22 protein-coding genes are annotated in these 23,666 nt (G+C 39.8%); 5 read left to right on the top strand and 17 right to left on the bottom strand.

Translation table 11 applies throughout. The features are described from left to right. Positions 1–261: 261 nt before the first annotated feature. Positions 262–2,661, top strand: coding sequence for a membrane-bound PQQ-dependent dehydrogenase, glucose/quinate/shikimate family (locus GWI58_RS00185; protein WP_049256233.1), 2,400 nt, complete (start codon positions 262–264; stop codon positions 2,659–2,661). Between the two features lie 77 nt (positions 2,662–2,738). On the opposite strand, the gene alr is transcribed toward GWI58_RS00185, so the two are convergent. From alr to GWI58_RS00165, 4 genes are all read right to left on the bottom strand, one after another. Further along, on the bottom strand, positions 2,739–3,962 hold the full coding sequence (gene alr, locus GWI58_RS00180) for an alanine racemase (RefSeq protein WP_110229086.1): 1,224 nt from the start codon (positions 3,960–3,962) through the stop codon (positions 2,739–2,741). Positions 3,963–4,218: 256 nt separating this feature from the next. Further along, entirely contained in the window at positions 4,219–5,475 is a 1,257-nt protein-coding gene (locus tag GWI58_RS00175) for a PTS ascorbate transporter subunit IIC (protein ID WP_004243721.1), read from the bottom strand. A gap of 10 nt (positions 5,476–5,485) precedes the next feature. Beyond that, complete coding sequence (locus GWI58_RS00170) at positions 5,486–5,773, bottom strand: PTS sugar transporter subunit IIB (RefSeq protein WP_012368108.1); 288 nt, start codon at positions 5,771–5,773, stop codon at positions 5,486–5,488. 29 nt (positions 5,774–5,802) lie between these two features. Continuing rightward, entirely contained in the window at positions 5,803–6,246 is a 444-nt protein-coding gene (locus tag GWI58_RS00165) for a PTS sugar transporter subunit IIA (RefSeq protein ID WP_004243724.1), read from the bottom strand. 226 nt (positions 6,247–6,472) lie between these two features. Between GWI58_RS00165 and GWI58_RS00160 the strand changes: the two genes are divergently transcribed. Continuing rightward, a complete protein-coding gene (locus GWI58_RS00160) occupies positions 6,473–7,519 on the top strand; it encodes a LacI family DNA-binding transcriptional regulator (RefSeq protein ID WP_004243725.1) in 1,047 nt (348 codons plus the stop codon). On the opposite strand, the gene yfcD is transcribed toward GWI58_RS00160, so the two are convergent. After that, complete coding sequence (gene yfcD / locus GWI58_RS00155) at positions 7,516–8,058, bottom strand: NUDIX hydrolase YfcD (RefSeq protein WP_004243726.1); 543 nt, start codon at positions 8,056–8,058, stop codon at positions 7,516–7,518. The genes GWI58_RS00160 and yfcD overlap by 4 nt on opposite strands. Before the next feature lie 195 nt (positions 8,059–8,253). On the opposite strand from yfcD, the gene GWI58_RS00150 reads away from it, so the two are divergent. Both GWI58_RS00150 and GWI58_RS00145 read left to right on the top strand, forming a co-directional pair. Then, positions 8,254–8,868, top strand: coding sequence for a glutathione binding-like protein (locus GWI58_RS00150; RefSeq protein WP_004250689.1), 615 nt, complete (start codon positions 8,254–8,256; stop codon positions 8,866–8,868). 64 nt (positions 8,869–8,932) lie between these two features. Next, the gene (locus GWI58_RS00145) at positions 8,933–9,838 is read left to right on the top strand and encodes a TIGR01777 family oxidoreductase (RefSeq protein WP_094960091.1); all 906 of its coding nucleotides are present in this window, start codon (positions 8,933–8,935) and stop codon (positions 9,836–9,838) included. A 19-nt stretch (positions 9,839–9,857) separates the two neighbouring features. On the opposite strand, the gene GWI58_RS00140 is transcribed toward GWI58_RS00145, so the two are convergent. From GWI58_RS00140 to GWI58_RS00090, 11 genes are all read right to left on the bottom strand, one after another. After that, entirely contained in the window at positions 9,858–10,439 is a 582-nt protein-coding gene (locus GWI58_RS00140) for a UbiX family flavin prenyltransferase (protein WP_094960092.1), read from the bottom strand. 121 nt (positions 10,440–10,560) lie between these two features. Further along, a complete protein-coding gene (gene purF, locus GWI58_RS00135) occupies positions 10,561–12,078 on the bottom strand; it encodes an amidophosphoribosyltransferase (RefSeq protein WP_004243730.1) in 1,518 nt (505 codons plus the stop codon). Positions 12,079–12,108: 30 nt separating this feature from the next. Then, positions 12,109–12,600 carry a colicin V production protein gene (cvpA, locus tag GWI58_RS00130; RefSeq protein ID WP_004243731.1) on the bottom strand — a complete coding sequence of 164 codons (492 nt, stop codon included), beginning with the start codon at positions 12,598–12,600 and terminating at the stop codon, positions 12,109–12,111. A gap of 182 nt (positions 12,601–12,782) precedes the next feature. Continuing rightward, a complete protein-coding gene (gene dedD, locus GWI58_RS00125; protein WP_017827871.1) occupies positions 12,783–13,421 on the bottom strand; it encodes a cell division protein DedD in 639 nt (212 codons plus the stop codon). Next, positions 13,411–14,709 (bottom strand): bifunctional tetrahydrofolate synthase/dihydrofolate synthase, encoded by a 1,299-nt coding sequence (gene folC, locus GWI58_RS00120; RefSeq protein WP_036918656.1) that lies wholly within the window; start codon positions 14,707–14,709, stop codon positions 13,411–13,413. Before folC ends, dedD begins: the two co-directional genes overlap by 11 nt. Beyond that, positions 14,702–15,664: an acetyl-CoA carboxylase, carboxyltransferase subunit beta gene (gene accD / locus GWI58_RS00115; RefSeq protein WP_004243734.1), complete on the bottom strand. Its 963-nt coding sequence runs from the start codon at positions 15,662–15,664 to the stop codon at positions 14,702–14,704. Before accD ends, folC begins: the two co-directional genes overlap by 8 nt. A 296-nt stretch (positions 15,665–15,960) precedes the next feature. Next, on the bottom strand, positions 15,961–16,662 hold the full coding sequence (locus GWI58_RS00110) for a DedA family protein (protein WP_004243735.1): 702 nt from the start codon (positions 16,660–16,662) through the stop codon (positions 15,961–15,963). Between the two features lie 39 nt (positions 16,663–16,701). Beyond that, the gene (gene truA, locus GWI58_RS00105) at positions 16,702–17,571 is read right to left on the bottom strand and encodes a tRNA pseudouridine(38-40) synthase TruA (protein WP_004248399.1); all 870 of its coding nucleotides are present in this window, start codon (positions 17,569–17,571) and stop codon (positions 16,702–16,704) included. Beyond that, positions 17,571–18,581, bottom strand: a complete 1,011-nt coding sequence (locus GWI58_RS00100) for an aspartate-semialdehyde dehydrogenase (protein WP_004243737.1) — start codon at positions 18,579–18,581, stop codon at positions 17,571–17,573. The genes truA and GWI58_RS00100 overlap by 1 nt, the downstream gene beginning before the upstream one ends. 44 nt (positions 18,582–18,625) lie before the next feature. Further along, on the bottom strand, positions 18,626–19,753 hold the full coding sequence (gene pdxB, locus GWI58_RS00095; RefSeq protein WP_094960094.1) for a 4-phosphoerythronate dehydrogenase PdxB: 1,128 nt from the start codon (positions 19,751–19,753) through the stop codon (positions 18,626–18,628). Positions 19,754–19,901: 148 nt separating this feature from the next. After that, positions 19,902–20,687, bottom strand: a complete 786-nt coding sequence (locus GWI58_RS00090) for an AraC family transcriptional regulator (RefSeq protein WP_004248400.1) — start codon at positions 20,685–20,687, stop codon at positions 19,902–19,904. Between the two features lie 121 nt (positions 20,688–20,808). On the opposite strand from GWI58_RS00090, the gene GWI58_RS00085 reads away from it, so the two are divergent. Further along, positions 20,809–21,729: a DMT family transporter gene (locus GWI58_RS00085; protein WP_004248401.1), complete on the top strand. Its 921-nt coding sequence runs from the start codon at positions 20,809–20,811 to the stop codon at positions 21,727–21,729. 568 nt (positions 21,730–22,297) lie between these two features. Here the strand turns inward: GWI58_RS00085 and fabB are convergent. After that, positions 22,298–23,509: a beta-ketoacyl-ACP synthase I gene (gene fabB, locus GWI58_RS00080; RefSeq protein ID WP_036971797.1), complete on the bottom strand. Its 1,212-nt coding sequence runs from the start codon at positions 23,507–23,509 to the stop codon at positions 22,298–22,300. Positions 23,510–23,666: the final 157 nt, after the last annotated feature.

Below are 23,666 nucleotides of genomic sequence, written 5' to 3'. Positions count from 1 at the left end.
AGTTCAAGCGAATTTATCTTGCGATAAATAGCTTTGTGGGGGAATTTTCCCCCACAATTTCTCGCCAACGTTGTTGCGCCTTGTGTTCACAAGCACCCTACTTTAAATAATCATATCACTTACATTCAATACTAGTGTTTTATATTAAAATTTCTCATAAATGCATATTAATGTAATGGTTGTTAGAGACAAACAGGTGAGCTAATAAATTATTGTCTATTCTATTTATAAGATGGTAAGAAAGAATAGGACGATAGCATTATGAAAATATCACATTTCTATCGATGGATAGTATTCATCATACTCACAATATTGGCTCTTTACTTTACTGTACTCGGAGGGTATTTAGTTTCATTAGCAGGATCGCCTTTTTATCTCTTTACCGGTGTCATGCTTCTTATTATTGCAGCTTGCTTTCTAAGTCGAAAGAAAAGCACCCTATTACTCTTTAACTTTCTATTTTTAATAACGATTGTCTGGAGTATCTGGGAGTCAGGATTTGATTTTTGGGCACTCGCCCCTCGCTTAGATATTATTTTTATTCTAGGCTTACTCCTTATTCCTTTCACACTCAATAATAATGTTTACACTTGTCGTACCAATAAAATTGGCTTATTCACACTATTAGCCACTACACTTATCATTATATTAGGTAGTTCACTAACCGATCCTCATGCCATTAATGGTCAATTTACACAACAACAGCCCACCAACTCTATATCTCCTATCGGAGTAAATGATAATGACTGGCCCGCTTATGGCAGAACGCAAGCCGGAATACGCTATTCACCATTAACTCAAATCAACAGTGATAATGTTGATAAGTTAGTTGAGAAATGGACTTTTCATACCGGTGATGAAAAAAGGGCTAATGATGCCGTTGAGATAACCAACGAAGTTACGCCTATAAAAATTGAAGATAATCTCTTTCTATGTACACCTCACCAATATTTAATTAGCTTAGATCCCGCAACAGGTAAAGAGAAGTGGCGTTTTGATTCTAAATTGCAATATAACAAAAGCTTCCAGCATATGACTTGCCGAGGGGTTGCCTATTATAATCAAAATAATAGTGCCGAATTTGCCAAAAGCCTCGACGTTCGCCAACCAAGCATATCAGATGAATGTCCTGAAAAAGTCTTTCTTCCAGTCAATGATGGCCGCCTAATCGCAGTTAATGCGCAAACGGGTAATGCATGCCGTGATTTTGGTCAGAATGGAGAAATCAATCTGTTAGCTTCTATGCCTTATGCTTATTTGGGTGGATATAACCCAACATCTCCCCCTATCGTCACCGGTAATACTATTATCATTGGTGGCTCTGTTACTGATAACTTATCAACTCAAGAGCCTTCTGGTGTGATCCGTGGCTATGATGTTAATAGCGGAAAATTAATATGGGTATTTGATACTGGCGCAGAAGATCCCAATGCGATGCCAGGTAAAGAGACTCAATTTGTTCATAACTCCCCTAATGCATGGGCGCCTTTAGCTTATGATGCACAAACGGATGTGGTCTATATTCCGACAGGAGTAGGTACACCCGATATTTGGGGAGGCGATCGTCATCCATTAAAAGAGCGTTACGCTAATTCAGTTTTAGCACTAAAAGGATCGACAGGCGAGCTATTGTGGCATTTCCAAACCACCCATCATGATTTATGGGATATGGATGTTCCTTCGCAACCATCACTGGTTGATATCAAAACTGATAAAAATGAAACAATACCTGCCATTTATATCGTCACGAAAACAGGGAATGTGTTTGTTCTTGATAGAAGAGACGGTACACCTATTGTTCCTGTGACAGAAAAACCAGTTCCTACCAGTGTCAAATATGGTCCACAAACACAAGGTGAGCATTACTCACCCACTCAGCCTTTTTCAGCACTTAATTTAGCACCCAAAAATAAGTTGCAAGGTTCAGATATGTGGGGTGGCACAATGGCAGACCAGCTGTTATGTCGTATCGCCTTCCATCAGTTAAATTATGAGGGAATTTATACACCACCATCAGAAAACGGTACGCTTGTTTTTCCTGGTAACCTCGGTATTTTTGAATGGGGCGGTATTTCTGTTAATCAAGATAGACAAGTCGCGGTAATGAACTTTATTACTTTGCCCTTTATCTCAAAACTTTATTTAAAAGATCCTCAAGACAGTCAAGCAATTGACGCAGGCCACGGAGAGCAAGGTTTACAACCCATGACGGGAACACCTTATAGTGTTGATATTCATCCATTCTTATCACCACTAGGATTACCTTGTAAACAACCCCCTTGGGGATTTGTTGCTGGTGTTGATTTAACAAAAAATGAGCTTGTTTGGCAACAACGATTTGGCACCATTAGGGATAGTTTGCCTAATTTAGTGGAATTACCACCATTAAAAATTGGTGTTCCTGGGCTAGGAGGCGCTATCTCAACCGCAGGTAATGTGATGTTTGTTGCTGCTTCTCAGGATAATTATATTCGAGCATTTAATGTGACGAATGGCAAAATGTTATGGGAAGCACGATTACCCGCAGGTGGACAAGCAACGCCAATGACCTACTCTATTGGAGGTAAGCAATATGTGGTCATTATGGCCGGCGGACATGGTTCATTTGGTACTAAAATGGGCGATAGCTTAGTGGCCTATGGGTTACCTGATAATTTATAGCTTTAAATTATCAATAATATCAGGCGATTGTTATTTTCAATCGCCTTTTTATTATTTGCTAACACTCACAACCTAGCTTAATCAACTAATACCCGTTGATTGGTTGCTCCCCATAAAATTGACATTTCGGTAAACAATGCACCACTGATATCTTCAATTTCTTCTGCGGTAATTTCGCTATTACCTTGTTTGCCAAAAAATACAACTTCATCACCTGGTTTGATATTGTTAAGACTGGTAATATCAACCATAACGGTATTCATTGATGTTTTTCCTAAAACAGGTACGCGTTGCCCAGCAATTAACGCATGCCCCGCATTACTAAAAACGCGACGATAACCATCTGCATAACCTACAGGAATATTGGCTAGTACTGAGTCACGTTTTAATGTGTAAGTACGATCATAACCAACCGTATTACCTTTAGGATAATAATTAATTGAAGCAATGTTGGATTTAAAGGTCATCACACGTTTATAGTCTGTACTCGCAATGGTATCACCATAAAAAATACCTCCCACACGTACCATATCCAGCCATGACTCAGGCACGGTAATTGTCGCAAAGGTATTTGCCATATGTAATGTGACATTGTTACGCTCTAATCCCATCACCTCCAACACTTTCTGAGATTGTTGCTTAAAACGAGCCAGATCTTCCCTTACTTTATTAGCATCTTCTTCGGGATAATGAGACATAATACCAACCACTTTTAGGTTAGCTAATTGAGAAATTTGTTTTGCTTTTTCAAGCCCAGATTTATTATCGACCTCTAAACCATTACGAGACATGCCACCTGAATTTAATGCTAAATGAATAGGAATGACTTTATTTTGTTGCTTGGCAATAGCATCTAATCTTTTTGCCATATCAAGATCACCAATTAACTCTTCTACGTTATAGTTGGTAGCCTGTGCCATTTCTTGTTCTGTCGCATTACGCACTCGCATTAAACGGCCTTTAAATCCTAAATCACGTACTTCTTTTAATTCTTGGTTATTTGTTACACCAATACATTGCACATTATTTTCTATCATAATTGGGGCAACTAACGATAAATCATGCCCATAAGCATCTCCTTTTAACACAGCACAAAGAGAGGATTGCTTACCTAATAATGATTGGACTTTTTTTACATTAAAGTCGAGTGCGCTTCGTGAAATTTCAATCCATGAATTATTGACAATAGCAGGCTGAACTTGAGCCACTTGAGTTGCTGGTGGATTATAATTTACAGGCTGTTGGCAAGCAGTAATAACGAAAAGTGGTAATAACGCAAGATATCGAATAGCTAAAGACATCTTCTTTCTTCCTTAGTGATTATGATGTTAAACCTATTTTTATAATTAATTAGGCACAAAAATATACACATAGTGAATATTCACTTAGGATAATAGCATTATTATTCAGATAATAAATATAAAAATTCATCTCTGCATAAATGCCAATAAGAGAGAGGATTTAAATACACTATTTCTACCAAAAAAATGCCCGACTGGTTAAAAAGTCGAGCATTTATTAAAATTCCACTAATAAGTAATATCAACGTCAGTAATATTAACGAACAATAATCCCTAATAGAATACCAATCACACCGAAGTCTGCATCACTAAATGTGGTATTGGCAATACCAATATCACCAAGTACAGGTAATAAAAATACGGGTAAGAAAGTAATCAATAAACCTTGAGCAAAAGCACCTAAAATAGCACCTCGGCGTCCCCCTGTGGCGTTACCAAATACGCCTGCAGTTGCACCCACAAAGAAATGAGGTACCACCCCAGGTATAATGACAGTCCAATCTAAAGCATAAAGAATAAACATGCCAATGACACCCGCTGCAAAACTACTCAGAAAACCGACTAAAACGGCATTAGGTGCATAAGGAAATACGACGGGACAATCAAGCGCAGGTTTTGCATTGGGGACTAACTTATCAGAAATGCCTTTAAATGCAGGAACAATCTCTGCAATCACCATACGTACACCTTGTAGGATAATATAAACACCTGCCGCAAAGGTGATGGATTGCATTAAGGAGAACATAAACCAGTTTTTACCACCACTAACTTCACGAACAAAAGTGTCACCGGCAAATAAACACGTAATAATAAAAATTATGCCCATGGTGAAAGCGATCGCAACTGGCGTATCACGCAAAAAGAGTAAACTCTTAGGTACATTCATCTCTTCCGTTGAATGCGCTTTATTGCCAAATTTACTACCAATAAAACCAGATACAACATAGGAAATAGTAGAGAAATGGCCTAATGCGACATCATCAGAGCCGGTGATCTTTTTCATATAAGGATGTGCAATAGCTGGGAAAAATACCATTGATACCCCAACAACTAATGAACCTACTGCAACTAATACCGCCCCTTCTAAACCCGCTGTTGCCAAAATCACCGCGACCATCATCGACATAAATAAAGTGTGATGACCCGTTAAGAAAATATATTTCCACGGTGTTAAGCGTGCAATTAATATATTGATTAACATGGCAAAGAACATAATCAGTGCCATCTCTTTACCAAAGCTTTTTTGTGCAATAGAGACTATGGCTTCGTTATTAGGTACAACACCTTGAATGCCAAATGCATGTTGGAAAATCGTTGAGAAATCACCAAGCGAGTTAATGACTAAACCTGCCCCTGCACCTAAAATAACAAAACCCATAATGGTTTTAACGGTGCCCTTAATACATTCTGTCGCAGGTTTTTTCTGAGCAATTAAACCAATCAATGCGATTAAACCCACCAATATAGCAGGCTCTGAAAGCACATCGCTCATTAGAAAGCGGAAAAAGTCCATACTAGGCTCCTTATAGCGCGCCTAATTCACGTAATGCGGTCGAAAGTTTCTCTTTCATCGCAACTTTATCAATCATATTATCTAAAGAAACAATTTTGCCATTAACCGCTTGAGCATTAAGTTGTTCCGCAATATCACGAGTTCCCACATAAATATCACTCGGTGTCCCTTTTGCCGAACCTAAATCGACATGATCAACATCAGCATTGACGGCCAGATCTTTTAAAATACTTTTGATGCTCATTTCCATCATTAAGCTACTGCCTAAACCATTTCCACATACAACGGTAATTTTCATCATATTCCCCTTGGTCATTTAAAATTGAATTAATAGTGATTAATAACAGCCAATACTTCTGCCTTACTTTTTGCTTGCAACAAAGTGTCTATATCATCTTGGTTATCAAAAAGTTCAGCTAATTTCACAATGGCATTAATATGGCTATCGTTATCTGTTGCCGCTAAAACAATTAAAAGTTTCACCGGATCATTTTCATCAGCACCAAATTCCACCCCTTTTTCGATGATAGTTAATGCTAAAGAGAGCTGATTAACCCCTTCTTCAGGACGTGCATGAGGCATAGCAATACCTGGCCCTAATACATAGTAAGGGCCTATTTGCTCGTGTGATTTATAAATCGCATCAACATAACGAGGCTCAATACAACCTTTGTCAATTAATGGCTGACAGGCGATTTTAATTGCTTCACGCCAATCTTTGACTTGTGGGATCACTTGTACCACATCCGGTGTTAATAATGTTTTAAGCATATTTATAACCTCAGTAAGGTGCTTTTTTGATCTCTGTATTAAGGATAATAATCACTAATGGTAGCGCTATCTAGATAGATTATGTGTAATTGTGATAGCGCTATCATTTTGATGAAATGTTAATTGCGAACAAGTGCAACAATTGACACTGTATTGTTTCTGCAGAGTGGGAAAATTTCAGGTAGGATCTGCGAATTAAAAATAAAGTCGAATAAATCTGATCACGATGATAAAAACACGTAAACGCCGAAATACAGGTCGCGTCACTTTACAAGAAGTTGCTAAACATGCCGGAGTCGGTTCAATGACCGTATCTCGCGCATTGCGTACGCCTGAATTAGTGTCGGATAAATTAAGAGAAAAAGTTAACCAAGCAGTGGCAGAGTTGGGATATATCCCTAATGCCTCAGCAGGGGCCTTAGCTTCCGCTCAAAGCCATATTATTGCTGTACTACTGCCCTCTTTTACTGATAAAGCCAGTGCTGATTTTATGCAATCATTGCAGCAGATCCTCAGCCGTCATCATTATCAAATATTAGTGGGATGTTATGAATATCAGCTCCATAAAGCGACTGATGTAATTAACATGCTATTACAGAGTAACCCTGCCGCATTAGTTGCCTTTGGCTCCCAATTAAGTGATGTACAGTTCTTACATATCAGTAATGCCAATGTGCCTGTTGTCAGTGTCGCGAGTCAATCTAATGAGCAATCTGCAATAAGTATTGATTGCGGTTATGAAAAAGCGGCATTTGATTTAACCCATTATTTAATTCAGCAAGGTAAACGTTGTGTCGGCTATGTTGGTGCGCTACAAGGACAACGTTTACACCACCAGCAAATTACCGGCTGGTCGCGTGCTTTATTAAAAAATTATTTAAATGCTGAGCAAAGTGTTACTACGCCCGACCCCGCTTCTATGGCATATGGTCGACAAGCATTAACAGAGATTTTATTACGTCAGCCCGAACTAGATGCCGTTATTTGTAGCCATGAGAGTATTGCTTTGGGAATGATGTTTGAGTGCCAACGAAGATTAATTAAAATTCCCCAAGATCTCGCTATCGCCTGCTTAGAAGGCTCTGAAAATAGCGCCCAAATAGCACCTTCCCTGACATCTATACATTTTAATTACCATAAAATAGGTAAAGAGGCAGGTAAGCACCTAATTGCACTATTGCAACATTTACGTGATGAGGTTGATAACGCTATGTTTGAAAATACCGTTATCAACTATGCTTATCGTTTAGAACTCGGACAAAGTACCCCTTAGTCAGTGGTTTCTTTTGTGTCCAAGCGAGTACTATTATTTCGCGTTAACCATAGAGAGAGTGCTTTAAGTGAATCAGGGGTAAATTCATCACAACGTTCAGTGATTTCTAAGGGAGTAAGCCAGCATACTTCCTCGATTTCTTCTGGCTGTAATGCAAATGGCCCATGTGATACACAACTAAATAAGCTTCCCCAAACGCGGCAACTCTCATCGTCATAATAGAATTGTCCATGTTCGGCAAAAGGAACCCCGGCAATACCTAGCTCTTCTTCTGCTTCACGACGTGCACTTTCGAGTGCATTTTCACCTTGTTGTACTACACCACCCGCGGTTGCATCTAACCAACCTGGATAGAAATCTTTTGTTTCAGTACGGCGTTGTGCCAAAATTTTTCCCATGCCATCGTGCACGACAATATAAGTTGCTCGGTGACGTAGGTTTTCTGCTCGCATTTGTTGACGTGTTGCTTGTGCAACAACTTCATTTTTTTCATCAACAATATCAACCCACTCGACCACTGCCGTATTTTCTTGTTCCATCCTCAACAAACCTTTTTTAATCGATGCTAAACGATCGTAATTTTTATCCTGAATATACCAAAATCACCATATTTCACCACTATAATAATCATAGGTAATTTGCTTTATTCATCTTGCGATTTTTTGCTTTTTATGATGTTACTAGGCAGACTGTAAAATATACGCTATTGAATATCACCTTATTGCGGAGGTTTTATGATCGATCTTTATTATGCAAACACCCCGAATGGCCAAAAAATTACGCTTTTCCTCGAAGAAGTCGCCATGCCTTATACTTTGCATCATGTTGATATTGGCAAAGGTGATCAATTTAAACCCGAATTTTTAGCTATTTCACCCAATAATAAAATTCCTGCTATTGTCGATAATGCTCCCGCTGACGGTGGTGAGCCACTCTCTATTTTTGAATCAGGTGCTATTCTTATCTATTTAGCAGAAAAAAGTGGCAAATTACTTAGCCATGATCTGCGAGAAAAAATGACCCAACTGCAGTGGCTATTTTGGCAAGTGGGAGGATTTGGTCCTATGCTTGGACAAAATCATCACTTTACGCGTTACGCCCCTGAAAAAGTACCTTACGCAATCAATCGTTATACAAAAGAGACCGAGCGTTTATATCAGGTGTTAGAGAGCCGACTCGCTCAATCTCCTTATCTTGGTGGAAACGATTATAGCATTGCTGATATAGCCACCTATACTTGGGCTCGTTACCATGACACACATCATATTGATCTAGCAGATTATCCTGCGGTAGAAAAATGGCTAAATACAATAAGCCAACGTCCAGCAGCCAAAAAACTGTTTGGTTAGTGACTAATCTCACCTATCAGGATGATACAACCTTAATTAGGATAGAGTAATCAGGAGGATGGTGATGAATATACTTATCACAGGTGGAACCGGATTAATTGGCAGAGCACTTATCTGCCAACTCGCATTAGATAAACATAATATTACCGTACTTTCCCGTTCGCCACAGAAAGTCTACTCTCATTTCTGTAATGAAATGGCGTGTTGGACGCATTTAGATGATAAAGAAAACTTAAACCAATTTGATGCAGTGATTAATCTTGCTGGAGAACCAATTGCAGACAAACGCTGGACACCGGAGCAAAAACAAACGTTAGTTAATAGTCGATGCAAATTAACCCAAAAGCTGGTGGATTTAATAAAAGCCAGCGACTCTCCCCCTAGTGTTTTAATTTCTGGCTCTGCGGTGGGTTTTTATGGTGATCAAGGTGAAAATAATGTCACTGAAGAGACGCCACCTAAGGATGAATTTACTCATCAACTCTGTGCCAAATGGGAAAATATTGCACTCGATGCACAAACGCCATTAACACGGGTGTGTTTGCTACGTACTGGTATTGTACTCTCTACAAAAGGAGGGGCATTACCTAAAATGAGCCCGCCTTTTAAATTAGGTTTAGGTGGAAAATTAGGTAATGGTAAGCAATATATGCCATGGATACATATTGATGATATGGTCAATGCCATCGTATTTTTACTTAATAATAACAATACCCAAGGCGCCTTTAATCTGACAGCCCCTCATCCAGTACAAAATAAAGTATTTACCACGACTTTAGCTCACGTACTGAAACGCCCTGCATTTATGACGGTTCCTGCCACAATATTAAAATTAATGATGGGAGAAAGTGCCACATTAGTTTTAGGTGGGCAACAAGCGTTTCCTAAGAAACTGCTCGATGCAGGATTCAGCTTTCGTTACCCACAACTGGAAGGCGCTTTAGAAGATATTATTCGCCATAAAAAATAGTCACTCGTCACACAGGGGATCAACGGGCAGGTTTATCCCCTTGCCAACGCTGAAAAAGATCATCCGGCAAGTCAATGTCAAATTGATCAAGCACTCGATTTACTGTCTGATTAACAATGTTATCAATCGTTTTAGGCTGAAAATAAAATGCAGGTACTGGTGGCATAATGATGGCTCCAAGCTCAGCAGCTTGAGTCATTAAACGTAAGTGCCCTAAATGTAACGGTGTTTCGCGTACACATAGCACTAATTTACGTCCTTCTTTTAACACGACATCAGCGGCACGTGTCACTAACGTATCAGTATAGCTATGTACAATACCGGAGAGGCTTTTAATCGAACAAGGTAAAATAACCATACCATTGACCCGAAACGAGCCTGAGGAGATAGTCGCCCCTATATCTCGATCGTCATAAATAATATCAGCTAAAGCATGAATATCTTTGAGAGAATAATTCGTTTCTAATGAAATGGTACGACGCGCCGCTTGACTGATCACCAAGTGAGTTTCTACGGATGGCACGGATTTAAGTATTTCTAATAAACGAATACCATAAATTGCACCACTGGCACCTGTTAGCCCGACAATCAGCTTTTTCATTATAATCCTCAGAATATATATCTTTGTTAATCATTATGATGATTAACCCTCAAAAAACAAGCGCCGATGTAGTGTTACGCTAGCATCGACGCTTGATAAAGGTGACTATTTTAACGGAAAATTAGCCTTCGTTATAGATTTCTAAGTTCTCAGCTTCATGTTGATCACGAATTTTATGTTCATCATCACGACGTAAATTTTCAAGGTAATCTAAATAGCCTTGATCAATATCTTTTGTGATATAGACACCATCAAATACAGAGCATTCGAATTGGTTGATATCTGGATTTTCTTCTTGAACAGCGGCAATTAAATCAGAGAGATCTTGAAAAATAAGTCCATCAGCACCAATCAGTTTACGTATTTCATCCACTTCACGCCCATGAGCAATTAATTCATTGGCATTAGGCATATCAATACCATAAACATTAGGGAAACGCACTTCTGGAGCGGCTGAGGCAAAATAAACTTTTTTAGCCCCCGCTTCTCTCGCTAACTCAACAATTTGCTCTGATGTTGTGCCACGTACGATAGAGTCATCGATAAGTAACACGTTTTTATCGCGAAATTCTGCACGGTTGGCATTTAGTTTACGACGTACTGATTTACGACGCTCTTGCTGACCAGGCATAATAAAAGTACGTCCAACATAACGATTCTTCACAAAACCTTGTCGATAAGGTTTATTTAAGATATGAGCAATTTCTAATGCAATATCACAAGAAGTTTCAGGAATAGGGATCACCACATCTATTTGTAAATCTTCCCACTCTTTAGCAATTTTAGCGCCGAGTTTTTGCCCCATACGTAGACGGGCGTTATATACGGAAATTTTATCAATAAAAGAGTCTGGGCGCGCAAAATAAACATACTCAAATAGACAAGGCACTAATTGCGGATTTTCAGCACATTGACGGGTAAACAGTTGTCCTTGCTCTGTGATATAAACAGCCTCACCGGGTGCTACATCACGCAAGAATTCAAATCCTAGTGTATCTAGAGCGACACTTTCAGACGCAACCATATACTCACTGCGTCCATCTTCTAAAGTACGTTTGCCTAACACTAAAGGACGAATGCCATAAGGATCACGAAAAGCTAATAAGCCGTGGCCGATGATCAAAGCAACGCAAGCATAAGCGCCACGTAATTTTTTATGCATAGCCGCAACAGCGGTAAAAATATTATCTGGCTCTAGCGGAAAATGATCGAAGCGATCTAATTCATACGCTAGCACATTGAGTAAAATTTCGGAGTCTGAGGTGGTATTGATATGTCGACGAGCAGTTTCAAATAATTGACGACGCAACAAATGCGCATTAGTTAAATTACCATTATGTGCAAGTGTGATCCCAAAAGGTGAGTTAACATAAAAAGGTTGCGCTTCTGATGCACTCGAACTGCCCGCGGTTGGATAACGTACATGTCCTATTCCGATAGTTCCTTTTAAACGCAACATATGACGCGTTTCAAAGACATCTTTCACCAGCCCATTTGCTTTGCGTAGACGAAAACCGTTATTCTCATCAATTGTTGCAATGCCTGCTGCATCTTGACCTCGGTGTTGTAACACCGTTAACGCATCATAAATCGATTGGTTTACTGGATTAACTCCAGCGATACCGACAATACCGCACATGAAAAGATCCTCATCAGCCAGACGGAGAGGTTACATTTTCTCCGACACGAAACTTGACGCATTTTGTAGGTAGTCAAAGAACCACCTAATAATATGGTTGAATTGAGGAATAAGCTCAGAACGTTGCCAATCGGCACTGTCTGCCATAGGAGTAAAAGCACCCAAGACAAAAAGTAACGCTGATACAATCAGCACACCTCTTAAAGCCCCGAAACAGATCCCCAACACACGATCTGTACCTGATAACCCTGTGCGTTGAACAAGAGAGCTAATCACATAATTAATCACCGCACCGACAATTAGCGTTGCAATAAACAGTGTGACAATCGCAATCCCGTTACGAACCAGCTCATCTTCAAACCGAGTAAAATAGACGGCTAGATAAGGATAAAACTGACTTGCAACAAAAAAACCACAACCCCAGGTGATAAGTGATAATGCTTCACGAACAAAGCCACGGATCAGGCTAACTAATGCAGAAAAACCGATAATGGCAATAATGGCGTAATCTATCCAGACCATAAATCTCTATCCAATAACGATGCCCCGCATTAATACGGTAGCATTCTAACAGAAAACGAAAACGTTTGCGTAACCCTAATTTTCGATAATTTTAAAATAATTTACGGCGACATGAAAAATCATAATCGCCGCAATAAGTTAACACCTTGTTACTTCATCCATCTGATGTCTCATCAACATAGTTATGGTTTATAGGCTCTTACTTCACCTTGCAAGCCTGTTAGCTCTTTAAGGCGAGGTAACATCGCCTGTAACTCTGCTTTTGAGGCATTAGGCCCAATATAAATACGTGTCACTTTTCCTGAAACAGGGCGAGCAGGCACGGTATATACTGGATAACCGGAGAGATGCATTTTTGCAATAATTTCTTCAACTTTCGCCGCATTTTTCAAGGCACCTAACTGCACAACCCAAGCCTCACCTTTCGGTGCTGTTGTTTCTGGTACCGCCGGTGGCGGGGTAGTTGGTGGCTCTACAGGCGGATTAACCACTTTAGGTGGCTCAACAACCGGTGTTGATGGCGCTACTTGAGGCTCCGATACTTCAGGAGTAGAAACTTGAGGCTGTTCAACCCCCGTCACCGCTTCAGAGATCATCGCCTCAGAAGCACCCTCTGATGGCGTTGACGGTGTCGTGGTTTGCTCAATCGGCGCTATTGATTCAATATCTTGCTCATCACCGGGTTTGGGGACTAAAGGAATAGAGGCAAATTGGTCTTCGTTATATTTCTTATCGCCGTCAAATAATGTAGGAAGAAAAATAACCCCTACCGCCACAAGAACAACGGCTCCGACTAAGCGATTTTGAAATTTACTTGCCACTCGCACTCTCCTTTTCCAATAGTTCCATTACATGAGCAACGGTATGGAATGATCCACATACAACCACAATATCATTTTTTTGTGCCTCAGATATTGCTTGTTGCCATGCTTGCTCGACACTATCAAATACTGCCGGATAGTCGAGGTGCTGAGCTAATACCTGAGCTGATGCGCCACGAAACTCATTCAATGGTGCAACATACCACTGATCGGCTTGAGGGGATAAACACGCTAATGTACCCGCAATATCTTTATCACCCAGCATACCAACAACAATGCGCACTTTGGTATCAGAATAACGCGGTAATTGCGCCAGTTTTTCGGCTAAATATCCAGCAGCATGCGGATTATGAGCAACATCAAAAATAACTAATGGATGCTGCGAAATTATCTGAAAACGTCCCGGCAACTGAGCTTTACTCATTCCCTCAACGATACTTTGATGGGTGATCCCTTGACTCACTTTATCATCGGTTTTCAATAAGCAGCGTATTACTGCCATTGCCGTACCTGCGTTGGCTAAGGGAATATTAGGGATGGGAAGTTTTTCAAACTGTTTATCTGCACTACGCCAATGCCAGTGATCACCATCAATAGAAAATGACCAATCAACACCACGACGAAATAATTTAGCCTGTTTCTGTTGCGCGACTTGTGCAATAGACAGTGGCATATCTGGCTCGCCTACAACAGCATAGTGATTTTTACGGAAGATACCGGCTTTTTCATGACCAATATGCTCTCTATCAGCCCCTAACCAATCGGTATGATCAAGGGCAATACTGGTGATAGCTGCAATATCGGCATCAACAATATTGGTCGCGTCTAAACGCCCCCCTAACCCAACTTCAAGAATAACCACATCAAGCTGAGCTTGTTGAAATAGTTTCAATGCGGCGAGTGTGCCGTATTCAAAAAAAGTCAGCGAAATATCGCCTCTGGTTTGCTCTATTTCAGCAAATACTTGACAAAAATCAGCTGGTGAAAGCTCTTTACCTTGAATGCGAACACGCTCGGTATAACGGACAAGATGAGGTGAACTATAAACCCCCACTTTCAATCCTGAAGCCATCAAAATTGACTCGAGCATATGGCAAGTGGTTCCTTTACCATTAGTACCCGATACAGTGATAACTTTAGGGGCAGGACGTAATACATTCAGTAATTGACCTACCTTGCCCACGCGCTCAAGTCCCATATCAATAGCACTTGAGTGTAAGTGTTCAAGATAAGAAAGCCACACCGACAAAGGCGATGTGGCTTGAGGAGCAGTTATGATATTAGACATCTTCTTTTTTATTCGTTTCGATGTTAATTTCTGGCTCATTGTCAGAAGATTCGATGTCATCAGCGATCATTTCTTCGCCTAGCAGTTCATCTTCGTCTTTCGCTAAATCATACTGAGTCAGCTTAGCCAGTAATTCAGCTAGCTCATCACGCATTTCAGGACGGCGAACTATCATATCTATCGCCCCTTTTTCTAGCAGGAATTCACTACGTTGGAAACCCGCGGGTAATTTCTCTCGTACAGTTTGTTCAATAACACGTGGACCGGCAAAACCAATCAAGGCTTTCGGCTCAGCAACATTAATATCACCTAACATTGCTAAACTTGCAGAAACCCCACCCATAGTAGGATCGGTCATCACTGAGATATAAGGTAAACCACGCTCTTGCATTTTAGCTAATGCGGCACTGGTTTTTGCCATTTGCATTAATGACATCAATGCTTCTTGCATACGTGCACCACCACTTGCAGAGAAGCAAATCAGTGGACAATTATCTTCTAATGCTTGTTCAACCGCACGAACAAAACGCGCACCCACAACAGACGCCATAGAGCCGCCCATAAATGCAAATTCAAAAGATGCGGCCACAACAGGCATTTCTTTTAACGTACCTTTCATCACCACTAGGGCATCTTTTTCATGGGTTTGTTTCTGAGCCGCAGCAATTCTGTCTTTATATTTTTTAGAGTCGCGGAATTTCAGAATATCTTTAGGCTCTAACTCACTGCCCAGCTCAGTCGTGCTTCCTGTATCAAGAAAAGTTTCTAAGCGACGGCGTGCTGAAATACGCATGTGATGATCACATTTGGGGCACACTTCTAAATTACGCTCTAATTCTGCGCGGTAAAGTACTTGCCCACAGCTATCACATTTTGTCCAAACCCCTTCTGGGATATTGGCTTTACGTGAACTCGTGATATTGCTTTTATTAAGAATTTTTTCAATCCAGCTCATTAACGGACCTTTTCGTCTGAATCTGACCTTCGCCAGTTTATACTCGTCATATTTTAAGTTGCAGCATGTTGACTGCGTTTAATTGCACAAGTCACCTACTTTGTCGGTGTGCTTTTCGTGCTGCATTCACTTATCGCCTAGCTACAACCCTAATTATTTAAAGCAGATTATTGTGAACATGTTAACTCACAATATACTGGCTATGTGGTTAGCAAAGTTTATGATGATACCGCTTACTGAATTTCAGCGCATCTCTTTATTATTGCTATTCTACGGCAAAAGCTAATGATAACTGCTCAAACCTCTTGGTTATCACTCTCTTTTTTGGCCTTTGCACTCGCTCTACGATGGCGTATCACCTCGATAACACCAGGTAAAATAGAAATAACAATAATGGCAACAATTAGCAATTTTAAGTTCTTTTGAACAATATCTAAGTCACCAAAAAAGTATCCAGCATAAGTAAATAGCAGTACCCATGCAATGGCACCCGTTACATTATAAAAAGCAAAATGACGATATGACATTTTGCCCATTCCTGCAACGAATGGCGCGAAAGTTCGGACAATCGGCACAAATCTTGCCAAAATTATCGCTTTACCACCATGTTTTTCATAGAAAGCATGGGTTTTATCTAAGTATTCTCGTTTAAAGATACGTGAATTGGGGTTACTGAAGAGTTTTTCACCAAAAATGCGCCCAATAGAATAGTTAACCGCATCACCTAAAATCGCAGCGAAAAGCAGTAAGAGAACCATTAGGTGAACATTAACATCATTGGTATCTAACGCAGATAAAGCCCCCGCAACAAACAGTAACGAATCGCCCGGTAAGAATGGCGTGACAACAAGCCCCGTTTCACAAAAAATAATTAAAAATAGAATGGCATATACCCATGTACCATATTGAGCGACTAACTCGGCTAAATGGACATCAATGTGTAAAATAAAATCAATTAGAAATTTTATTAAATCAGCAAATTGCGTTAATAATTCCATAAATCCTCAGAAAACGGGGTAATTTTATGTTTAAAGTATTTAAAATGGGTTATCTGCTAAAAATAGCGGCCCCATTGCAGGTTTAGGAAGTTCGAAACGTTCAGGGTAATCAACCGAAACAAGATATAAACCATTTGCTTTTGCAGTTGCTGCTGCTTTAGTTCTATCTTTTAAGGCTAATAATTCAGCCATCCAAGTAATAGCCTGATTACCACAGCCAATTTCCAATAAACTCCCCACAATATTTCTTACCATATGATGGACAAAAGCATTGGCTTTTATATCTACCACCACATAATCACCATAGCGTGAAACATTCACATGCATCACATTACGCCAAGGTGTTCTAGATTGGCATTGTACGGCTCTAAACGAGGTAAAATCATTCTCGCCCAATAAACATTGGGCAGCTTGATGCATTCGTTGTGCATCTAGAGGGTAATGGAAATGCGTTACCCCTGAGGATAAAATTGCAGGACGATAGCGATGATTAAAAATCACATAACGATAACGTCTTGCGGTTGCGCTAAATCGAGCATGAAAATCATTCGCTACCGTTTTTACCCAACGAACGGCAATATCTTGTGGTAAATGGGTATTAACCCCCATCGTCCATGCCGCATCTTTGCGATGAGCCGTTGTCTCAAAGTGTACAACCTGCCCGGTTGCATGAACCCCGGCATCAGTTCTGCCGGCACAAAAAACAGAGATAGGCTCATTTGCTACTTGAGATAACGCTTTTTCTAACCGTTCTTGGACACTACGAACCTCATTTTGACGTTGCCAGCCATAATAGTGGCTACCGTCATATTCAATGCCTAGCGCTATCTTTAATGGTGTGCTTTCTGTCGCAATCGCAGGCTCACTGATTGACTGCGCTATCACATCAGCACTCTCTTGGTCGTTCATCAGTAAAACTGCTCCTGCACTAATTTTTCAGCCACTTCTACAGCCATTAATGCTCCGCCAAAACGCACGTTATCTGCAACAGACCAAAATTGTAACGCTTCAGGCACACCATAATCATTGCGTAAGCAACCTAAGTTCAAGCTAACATTACCGGAAGCATCGGTGACTTGGGTTGGAAAATCATTTTCATCACTGATATTGAGGGAGTCATGTTCTTGCAATGTTTCCCGCGCTTCTTCACTTCCCATTGGACGTGATGTTTCTAACTGCACAGATTGTGCATGACCATAGAAAACAGGCGCTTGTAATGTGGTCACTGAGATAGGTAATCCATCGTCTTGCAAGATTTTACGGATCTGATCAACCATTTGGCGCTCTTCTTGAATAGAGCCTTCATTATCAACTAACAATGGTAAAATATTAAATGCCAGTTGTTTATTAAAGCGACCAAGTTCTGGAGGAACACCGTTCAGTAAACGCGCACTTTGCCCCGCTAATTCATCAACAGCTTGTTTACCAAAACGAGATACTGACATCAAATTTGTCACATTCAAGCGAGTTAAGCCTGCGGCTTCGGTTAATGGATAGATAGCGCGTAACAGTTGGCTTACCATGCTATCAGCAATAGCGATAATATTGCGGTTACGATACTCTGCCAGCATAGATGTATTCACCCCTGGTACAACTAAAGGTACATCCCACTCCATCGCAAATAAACCACTGCAATCAATAACAATACAACCTGAATCTGCTGCAAGTTGTGCGTATTGCGCACTAATCTCAACCGGCGCGGCAAAAAAAGCGAGTTGAATATCCGCCCATTCGATATTATGAATACCTTGTACTGCAACACTTTTACCCTTTACACGGATGGTTTTGCCAATACTGTCTTCACTGGCGATCGCCGTTAATTCGCCAATAGGAAAATCACGCTCTTGCAGAAGCTCTAAAATAGCTTCACCCACAGCACCTGTTGCGCCCACAAGCGCAATATTCCAACCCTCTCCCATAAAATATCCTCCAATACAGTAAAATGTTTAAATAATGTCACGTCTTATTTATGTGTTGCATTAAACCCAATAGCATTGAGTAAGCTCGCCGTTGTCGGGTTATCACATACCACCTGTAATGAAGACCATTCACGACGGACAGGGTAAAACTTACGTAGCTTATCAAACTTCCCTTTGATACCGGCAACTTTGCGCAATGGTGCATCATCACGACGTACATCATAGACAAGATGAATAAGCTGTTTGAGTAATGTTTGAGTTAATTCACCTTGTACAGAAATTGTGGAGATCAACGGTTTTGGTAACAGTGTTGATAATTCAACGTGTTGAGGTTGACCAATAAAATCACAATAAGCTTCATAAACCTGCGTTGTTCCTCTCGCCTTCCCTTCTAAGGTATAGCCGGCAATATGTGGTGTTGCGATATCAACTTTATTTAATAACTCAAGAGAAAGATCGGGTTCTGGCTCCCAAACATCTAGAACAACGCGTAACTTTTTACCTTGGTTTAAGGCTGATAATAATGCAGCATTATCAATAACCTCGCCACGGCTTGCATTAATTAAAATACGACCTTCAGGTAAAATATCGAGGTTGCTCTCATTAATTAAATGGTAACTGTTATAACGACCCGATTTATTTAGCGGTGTATGGAAAGTCAGGATATCCGCCTGCTTTAATAGCGTTTCTAAAGAATGAAATTGTTCATCATCCCCTCTATCAGCTCTAGGCGGATCACAAAGTAGTACATTCACACCTAATGCGCGTAAGCGTTTTGCCAGTCTCCCTCCAACATTGCCAACGCCAACAATGCCAACGGTTTTATCTGTTAATTGAAATCCTTCTTGCTCAGCAAACACCATCAACGCAGAGAAGACATATTCAACAACAGCGATCGCATTACAACCTGGCGCAGATGAAAACGCTATTTTTTGTTGCTCTAGCCATGCTGTATCAACATGATCAAAACCTGCCGTTGCGGTGCCGACAAATTTTACCGGTTTGCCCGCTAATAGTGATGCATTGACTTTAGTAATCGATCTCACCATCAATGCATCAGTATCATCAAGCTCTTCAATAGGTAAAGGGCGACCCGGTACAGCTTTTACTTCACCTAATTGGCAAAAAAGCTGCTGCGCATAAGGCATGTTTTCATCAACCAGAATTTTCACGGTGTTATCTCACTGATTTGTTTTTTATGTGTGTAAACAAAGGATCAAAAATAAAATTAAGCGGTCTATTTTGCCACTTATTCCAAGTAAAGCCTATTATTGACGATAAAAACTGACGCTATTTTAAGTAAATATATGAAAAGAAACCTTAACCATTGGGTAAGCGACGAAATCTTTCTGGTGTTGTTCCAGCAAATTGCTGAAACATGGCAATAAATGAGGATGATGAGCTATATCCAACATCAAAGGCCACATCATTAACACTTTTTCCTTGCTCTAACAAAGAGATAGCATGTAAAAAACGTAATCGCTTACGCCATTCACTAAAAGACATGCCTAACTCTTGCTGACAACGACGTGATAAGGTTCTTTCTGAGGTATAACGTTTTTTTGCCCATAATTCTAATGAGGTATTATCAGCAGGATTTTGCTCTAATGCTGCCAAAACGGGTGCTAACAGCTTATCTTTTGAGGAAGGTAAATAGGTATGGTGAATAGGAGATACTTTTAGTTGGTCTATTAACACTTGAGATAAACGTAGATCTTCTTTTGTTTGCGGTTTACAAACGCCACGACGGAAGAAATCGGCAAAAATCGTCGAAAAAATAGGACTTAGTTGAATAAGACAGGGTTTATCCAATAAACCTTCACACCAACTGGGTGCAATATCTAGCACCTTAAAAGATAAGGTTTTTTTATTGTAGCTTGCGTGCCCTACTTTTTCAGGGATCCATACACTAAATTCAGGTGGCGCTAAAAAACGTTGCCCGCCAGCTTCTAAATCCATTACTCCTGAGATCACATAAAGCAATTGACCAAACTCATGTTGATGATAACGAAATTCAGTTTCTGCAAGCAATTGCTCATCACGAAAACGAACCGTATCTGGATCAGAGAGTAGCCACTGCATCTCTTTTTGTTGTTCAATTGTCATCTTAATGTTGCTCTTTTATCGTTTTGTCTTTATTGACCTATCGGTTGTCTGCTTTTCATTATATATATCTAATCAGACAGGCTTACAATAGCCATCTGGTTTAAAAATAGATGTGAGAATAATGAAAAGTGTAATCTTCCCGCTGTTAGCGGTACTTATTTGGTCAATTAATGCGGTTGTCAATAAAGCGGCAACATCTGTGATAGATCCAGCTGCTATCTCATTTTATCGCTGGTTCTTAGCATTTTTACTGATGACGCCGTTTCTGTTAGTCCCTGTTTGGCATCATCGTAAAACCGTAAAACAATATTGGTGGAAATTATTTATTCTCGGCGCATTAGGTATGGGGTTATATCAAAGTTTAGCTTACTATGCGGCTTATTATGTGACAGCAACCTTTATGGGAATATTGAATTCACTTATTCCATTATTAACCGTTATTATTAGTATTTTTGTACTGCGTGTCGTGCCTACTGTAGGGATAGCTCTCGGAACTATTTTATCTATTAGTGGACTTGTCTGGTTAGTCAGCCACGGTGATCCTTCACAACTCCTTTCTCAAGGATTAGGACGTGGTGAATTAATGATGTTTATCGCATCAACTGCCTATGCATTTTACGGAGTACTTACCAAACGTTGGTCAATTCCTTTACCTAATTGGCAGTCTCTATATGTACAAATAGGTTTTGGTGTTTTATTACTAATACCTAATTTTCTTACCGCAGAAAGTATTGCATTAACAAAAGATAATGTTGGATTAGTTATTTTTGCAGGGGTTGGCGCCTCTATTTTAGCGCCTTATCTGTGGATCTTAGGTGTAATGAAATTAGGTGCAAATACAACCTCTATCTTTATGAATTTAATTCCTCTATTTACCGCAATGATCGCTGTAGCGGTGCTAGGTGAAGAGATGCACAGTTATCATTTTATTGGTGGAGGCGTTATTTTATTGGGAATATTCTTAGTACAAAAACTAAGAGCACCACTGAATTTCCGTCGTCAATCTGTCACAAAAAAAGCAGATTGTCAGCAGGAGATGTGAGTCAATGTCAGCTAGACTATAAATAAAAAAATACCGGCTAAGCAATTAGCCGGTCACTTTGCTCCCCTAGTTTTTATAAATAAAAACCAAGGCAAGAAAATCAAAGTATAAAATATAAAGTAATACAAGTATCCGTTGCAAACATTACCAACTTTTATATTAAATATCTCCTGCTTATTTAATATAAAATAATCCAGATCAATTTTTCCCCTCACCTTTTTAATGCTATCGATATTTTCATTAAGTTAACTATTTATAAAATAAAGGATTTAATCTATAAAATTAGTTTTTAATTAAATGATTGATTTAAAATTATAGTGAAAACAACTAATTTTAAACAATTAGATAGTTATTTTATCTATTGGTTCTGTATGATAAAAAAATGACAATCAATAAGATTGTGCTTTAATAATATTTACAGCATTTTTTTAACATAGTTTTCTATAAAACCAAAAGGATCTTTATTTATTTTGCAGAACAAATTTATTTATACAAAAAATAAAAAAGCAGTCACTTATTATAAGCAACTGCCTTTATCATTTATACAAGGAAAACTAAGTATAACTAACTATTTCTTATACTTACTCATCACAAGTGAAGCATTAGTGCCACCGAAACCAAAGCTATTTGACATCACTGTATCTAGTTTTTGCTCTGTTGGTTTGGTAATGATATTCATACCATCCGCTTTATCATCAAGCTCTTCAATATTAATACTTGGTGCGATAAAGCCATGCTCTAACATCAGTAGACTGTAAATGGCTTCATGAACACCTGCAGCCCCTAATGAGTGACCTGTCATTGCCTTAGTTGCAGAAATAGCCGGTGTTTTAGTTCCAAAAACTTCAGCAATCGCTTCAAGCTCTTTTAAATCACCCACAGGCGTTGATGTGCCATGAGTATTGATATAATCGACATGATCAATACCTTGCATTGCCATTTGCATACAACGTACGGCACCTTCTCCCGATGGAGCAACCATGTCAGCACCATCAGATGTTGCACCATAGCCGACAATTTCAGCGTAGATATGCGCACCACGTGCTAATGCGTGCTCTAATTCTTCAACAACCACAATACCGCCACCACCAGCGATAACGAAACCATCACGGTTTTTATCATAGGTACGAGAAGCTTTGGTTGGTGTATCATTATATTTTGTTGAAAGTGCCCCCATAGCATCAAACTCACAGGTCATCTCCCAACTTAGCTCTTCACCACCACCGGCGAAAACCACATCTTGTTTACCTAATTGAATTAATTCAACCGCATGACCAATACAGTGTGCAGATGTTGAGCAAGCTGAACTAATTGAATAGTTAACGCCTTTAATTTTAAACGGTGTAGCTAAACAAGCTGATACACCAGACGCCATTGCACGAGTTACCATATAAGGACCTACACCGCGTAGACCTTTAGCTCTCATGCCGTCCGAACCTTGTACTTGGTTACGAGGAGAACCACCACCGGAGCCGACAACTAAACCAGAACGAATGTTAGAAACTTGATCTTCTGTTAGACCTGAATCTTCAATCGCTTGTTGCATAGATAAATAGGCATAAACCGATGCATCACTCATAAAACGGCGGATTTTACGGTCAATAAGACCTTCAGTATCAAGCTTAACATTACCCCAAATGTGGCTACGTAGCCCCATCTCTTTAAATTCTTCTGAGAAAGTTATCCCGGAACGGCCTTCTTTTAAAGAGTCCAGCACTTCTTGCTGGTTATTACCAATGCTCGAAACAATACCCAGACCCGTGATCACTGCGCGCTTCATTTATACCTCTTTACAATAATAGTTGTAGCTGCGGGATTTCTGAATAGCACTTTAGCGTACACTTGTACGCTGAACAAGTCCGATCAGGATCTTTTTTACAAAAATGCAGATAATATGAAAAATCTCTGCGTACTCAAAAGGTGGAAGATGCTTAAGA

It is taken from the genome of Proteus sp. G2674, assembly GCF_009915195.1.
In the GTDB taxonomy this organism is placed as follows: domain Bacteria; phylum Pseudomonadota; class Gammaproteobacteria; order Enterobacterales; family Enterobacteriaceae; genus Proteus; species Proteus mirabilis.
Note: the sequence above shows the minus strand (reverse complement) of the source record. Positions and strands in the feature narration are given on the sequence as shown.

Excerpts from the sequence above, each read along its gene's own strand:
- cvpA (WP_004243731.1), bottom strand. The coding sequence starts at position 12,600 with ATGGTCTGGATAGATTACGCCATTATTGCCATTATCGGTTTTTCTGCA.
- GWI58_RS00165 (WP_004243724.1), bottom strand. The coding sequence starts at position 6,246 with ATGCTTAAAACATTATTAACACCGGATGTGGTACAAGTGATCCCACAA.
- GWI58_RS00150 (WP_004250689.1), top strand. The coding sequence starts at position 8,254 with ATGATCGATCTTTATTATGCAAACACCCCGAATGGCCAAAAAATTACG.
- GWI58_RS00170 (WP_012368108.1), bottom strand. The coding sequence starts at position 5,773 with ATGAAAATTACCGTTGTATGTGGAAATGGTTTAGGCAGTAGCTTAATG.
- yfcD (WP_004243726.1), bottom strand. The coding sequence starts at position 8,058 with ATGGAACAAGAAAATACGGCAGTGGTCGAGTGGGTTGATATTGTTGAT.
- fabB (WP_036971797.1), bottom strand. The coding sequence starts at position 23,509 with ATGAAGCGCGCAGTGATCACGGGTCTGGGTATTGTTTCGAGCATTGGT.
- GWI58_RS00085 (WP_004248401.1), top strand. The coding sequence starts at position 20,809 with ATGAAAAGTGTAATCTTCCCGCTGTTAGCGGTACTTATTTGGTCAATT.
- GWI58_RS00175 (WP_004243721.1), bottom strand. The coding sequence starts at position 5,475 with ATGGACTTTTTCCGCTTTCTAATGAGCGATGTGCTTTCAGAGCCTGCT.
- GWI58_RS00100 (WP_004243737.1), bottom strand. The coding sequence starts at position 18,581 with ATGGGAGAGGGTTGGAATATTGCGCTTGTGGGCGCAACAGGTGCTGTG.
- accD (WP_004243734.1), bottom strand. The coding sequence starts at position 15,664 with ATGAGCTGGATTGAAAAAATTCTTAATAAAAGCAATATCACGAGTTCA.
- GWI58_RS00185 (WP_049256233.1), top strand. The coding sequence starts at position 262 with ATGAAAATATCACATTTCTATCGATGGATAGTATTCATCATACTCACA.
- GWI58_RS00090 (WP_004248400.1), bottom strand. The coding sequence starts at position 20,687 with ATGACAATTGAACAACAAAAAGAGATGCAGTGGCTACTCTCTGATCCA.
- GWI58_RS00110 (WP_004243735.1), bottom strand. The coding sequence starts at position 16,662 with ATGGAATTATTAACGCAATTTGCTGATTTAATAAAATTTCTAATTGAT.
- alr (WP_110229086.1), bottom strand. The coding sequence starts at position 3,962 with ATGTCTTTAGCTATTCGATATCTTGCGTTATTACCACTTTTCGTTATT.
- GWI58_RS00140 (WP_094960092.1), bottom strand. The coding sequence starts at position 10,439 with ATGAAAAAGCTGATTGTCGGGCTAACAGGTGCCAGTGGTGCAATTTAT.
- purF (WP_004243730.1), bottom strand. The coding sequence starts at position 12,078 with ATGTGCGGTATTGTCGGTATCGCTGGAGTTAATCCAGTAAACCAATCG.
- GWI58_RS00160 (WP_004243725.1), top strand. The coding sequence starts at position 6,473 with ATGATAAAAACACGTAAACGCCGAAATACAGGTCGCGTCACTTTACAA.
- folC (WP_036918656.1), bottom strand. The coding sequence starts at position 14,709 with ATGTCTAATATCATAACTGCTCCTCAAGCCACATCGCCTTTGTCGGTG.
- GWI58_RS00145 (WP_094960091.1), top strand. The coding sequence starts at position 8,933 with ATGAATATACTTATCACAGGTGGAACCGGATTAATTGGCAGAGCACTT.
- truA (WP_004248399.1), bottom strand. The coding sequence starts at position 17,571 with ATGAACGACCAAGAGAGTGCTGATGTGATAGCGCAGTCAATCAGTGAG.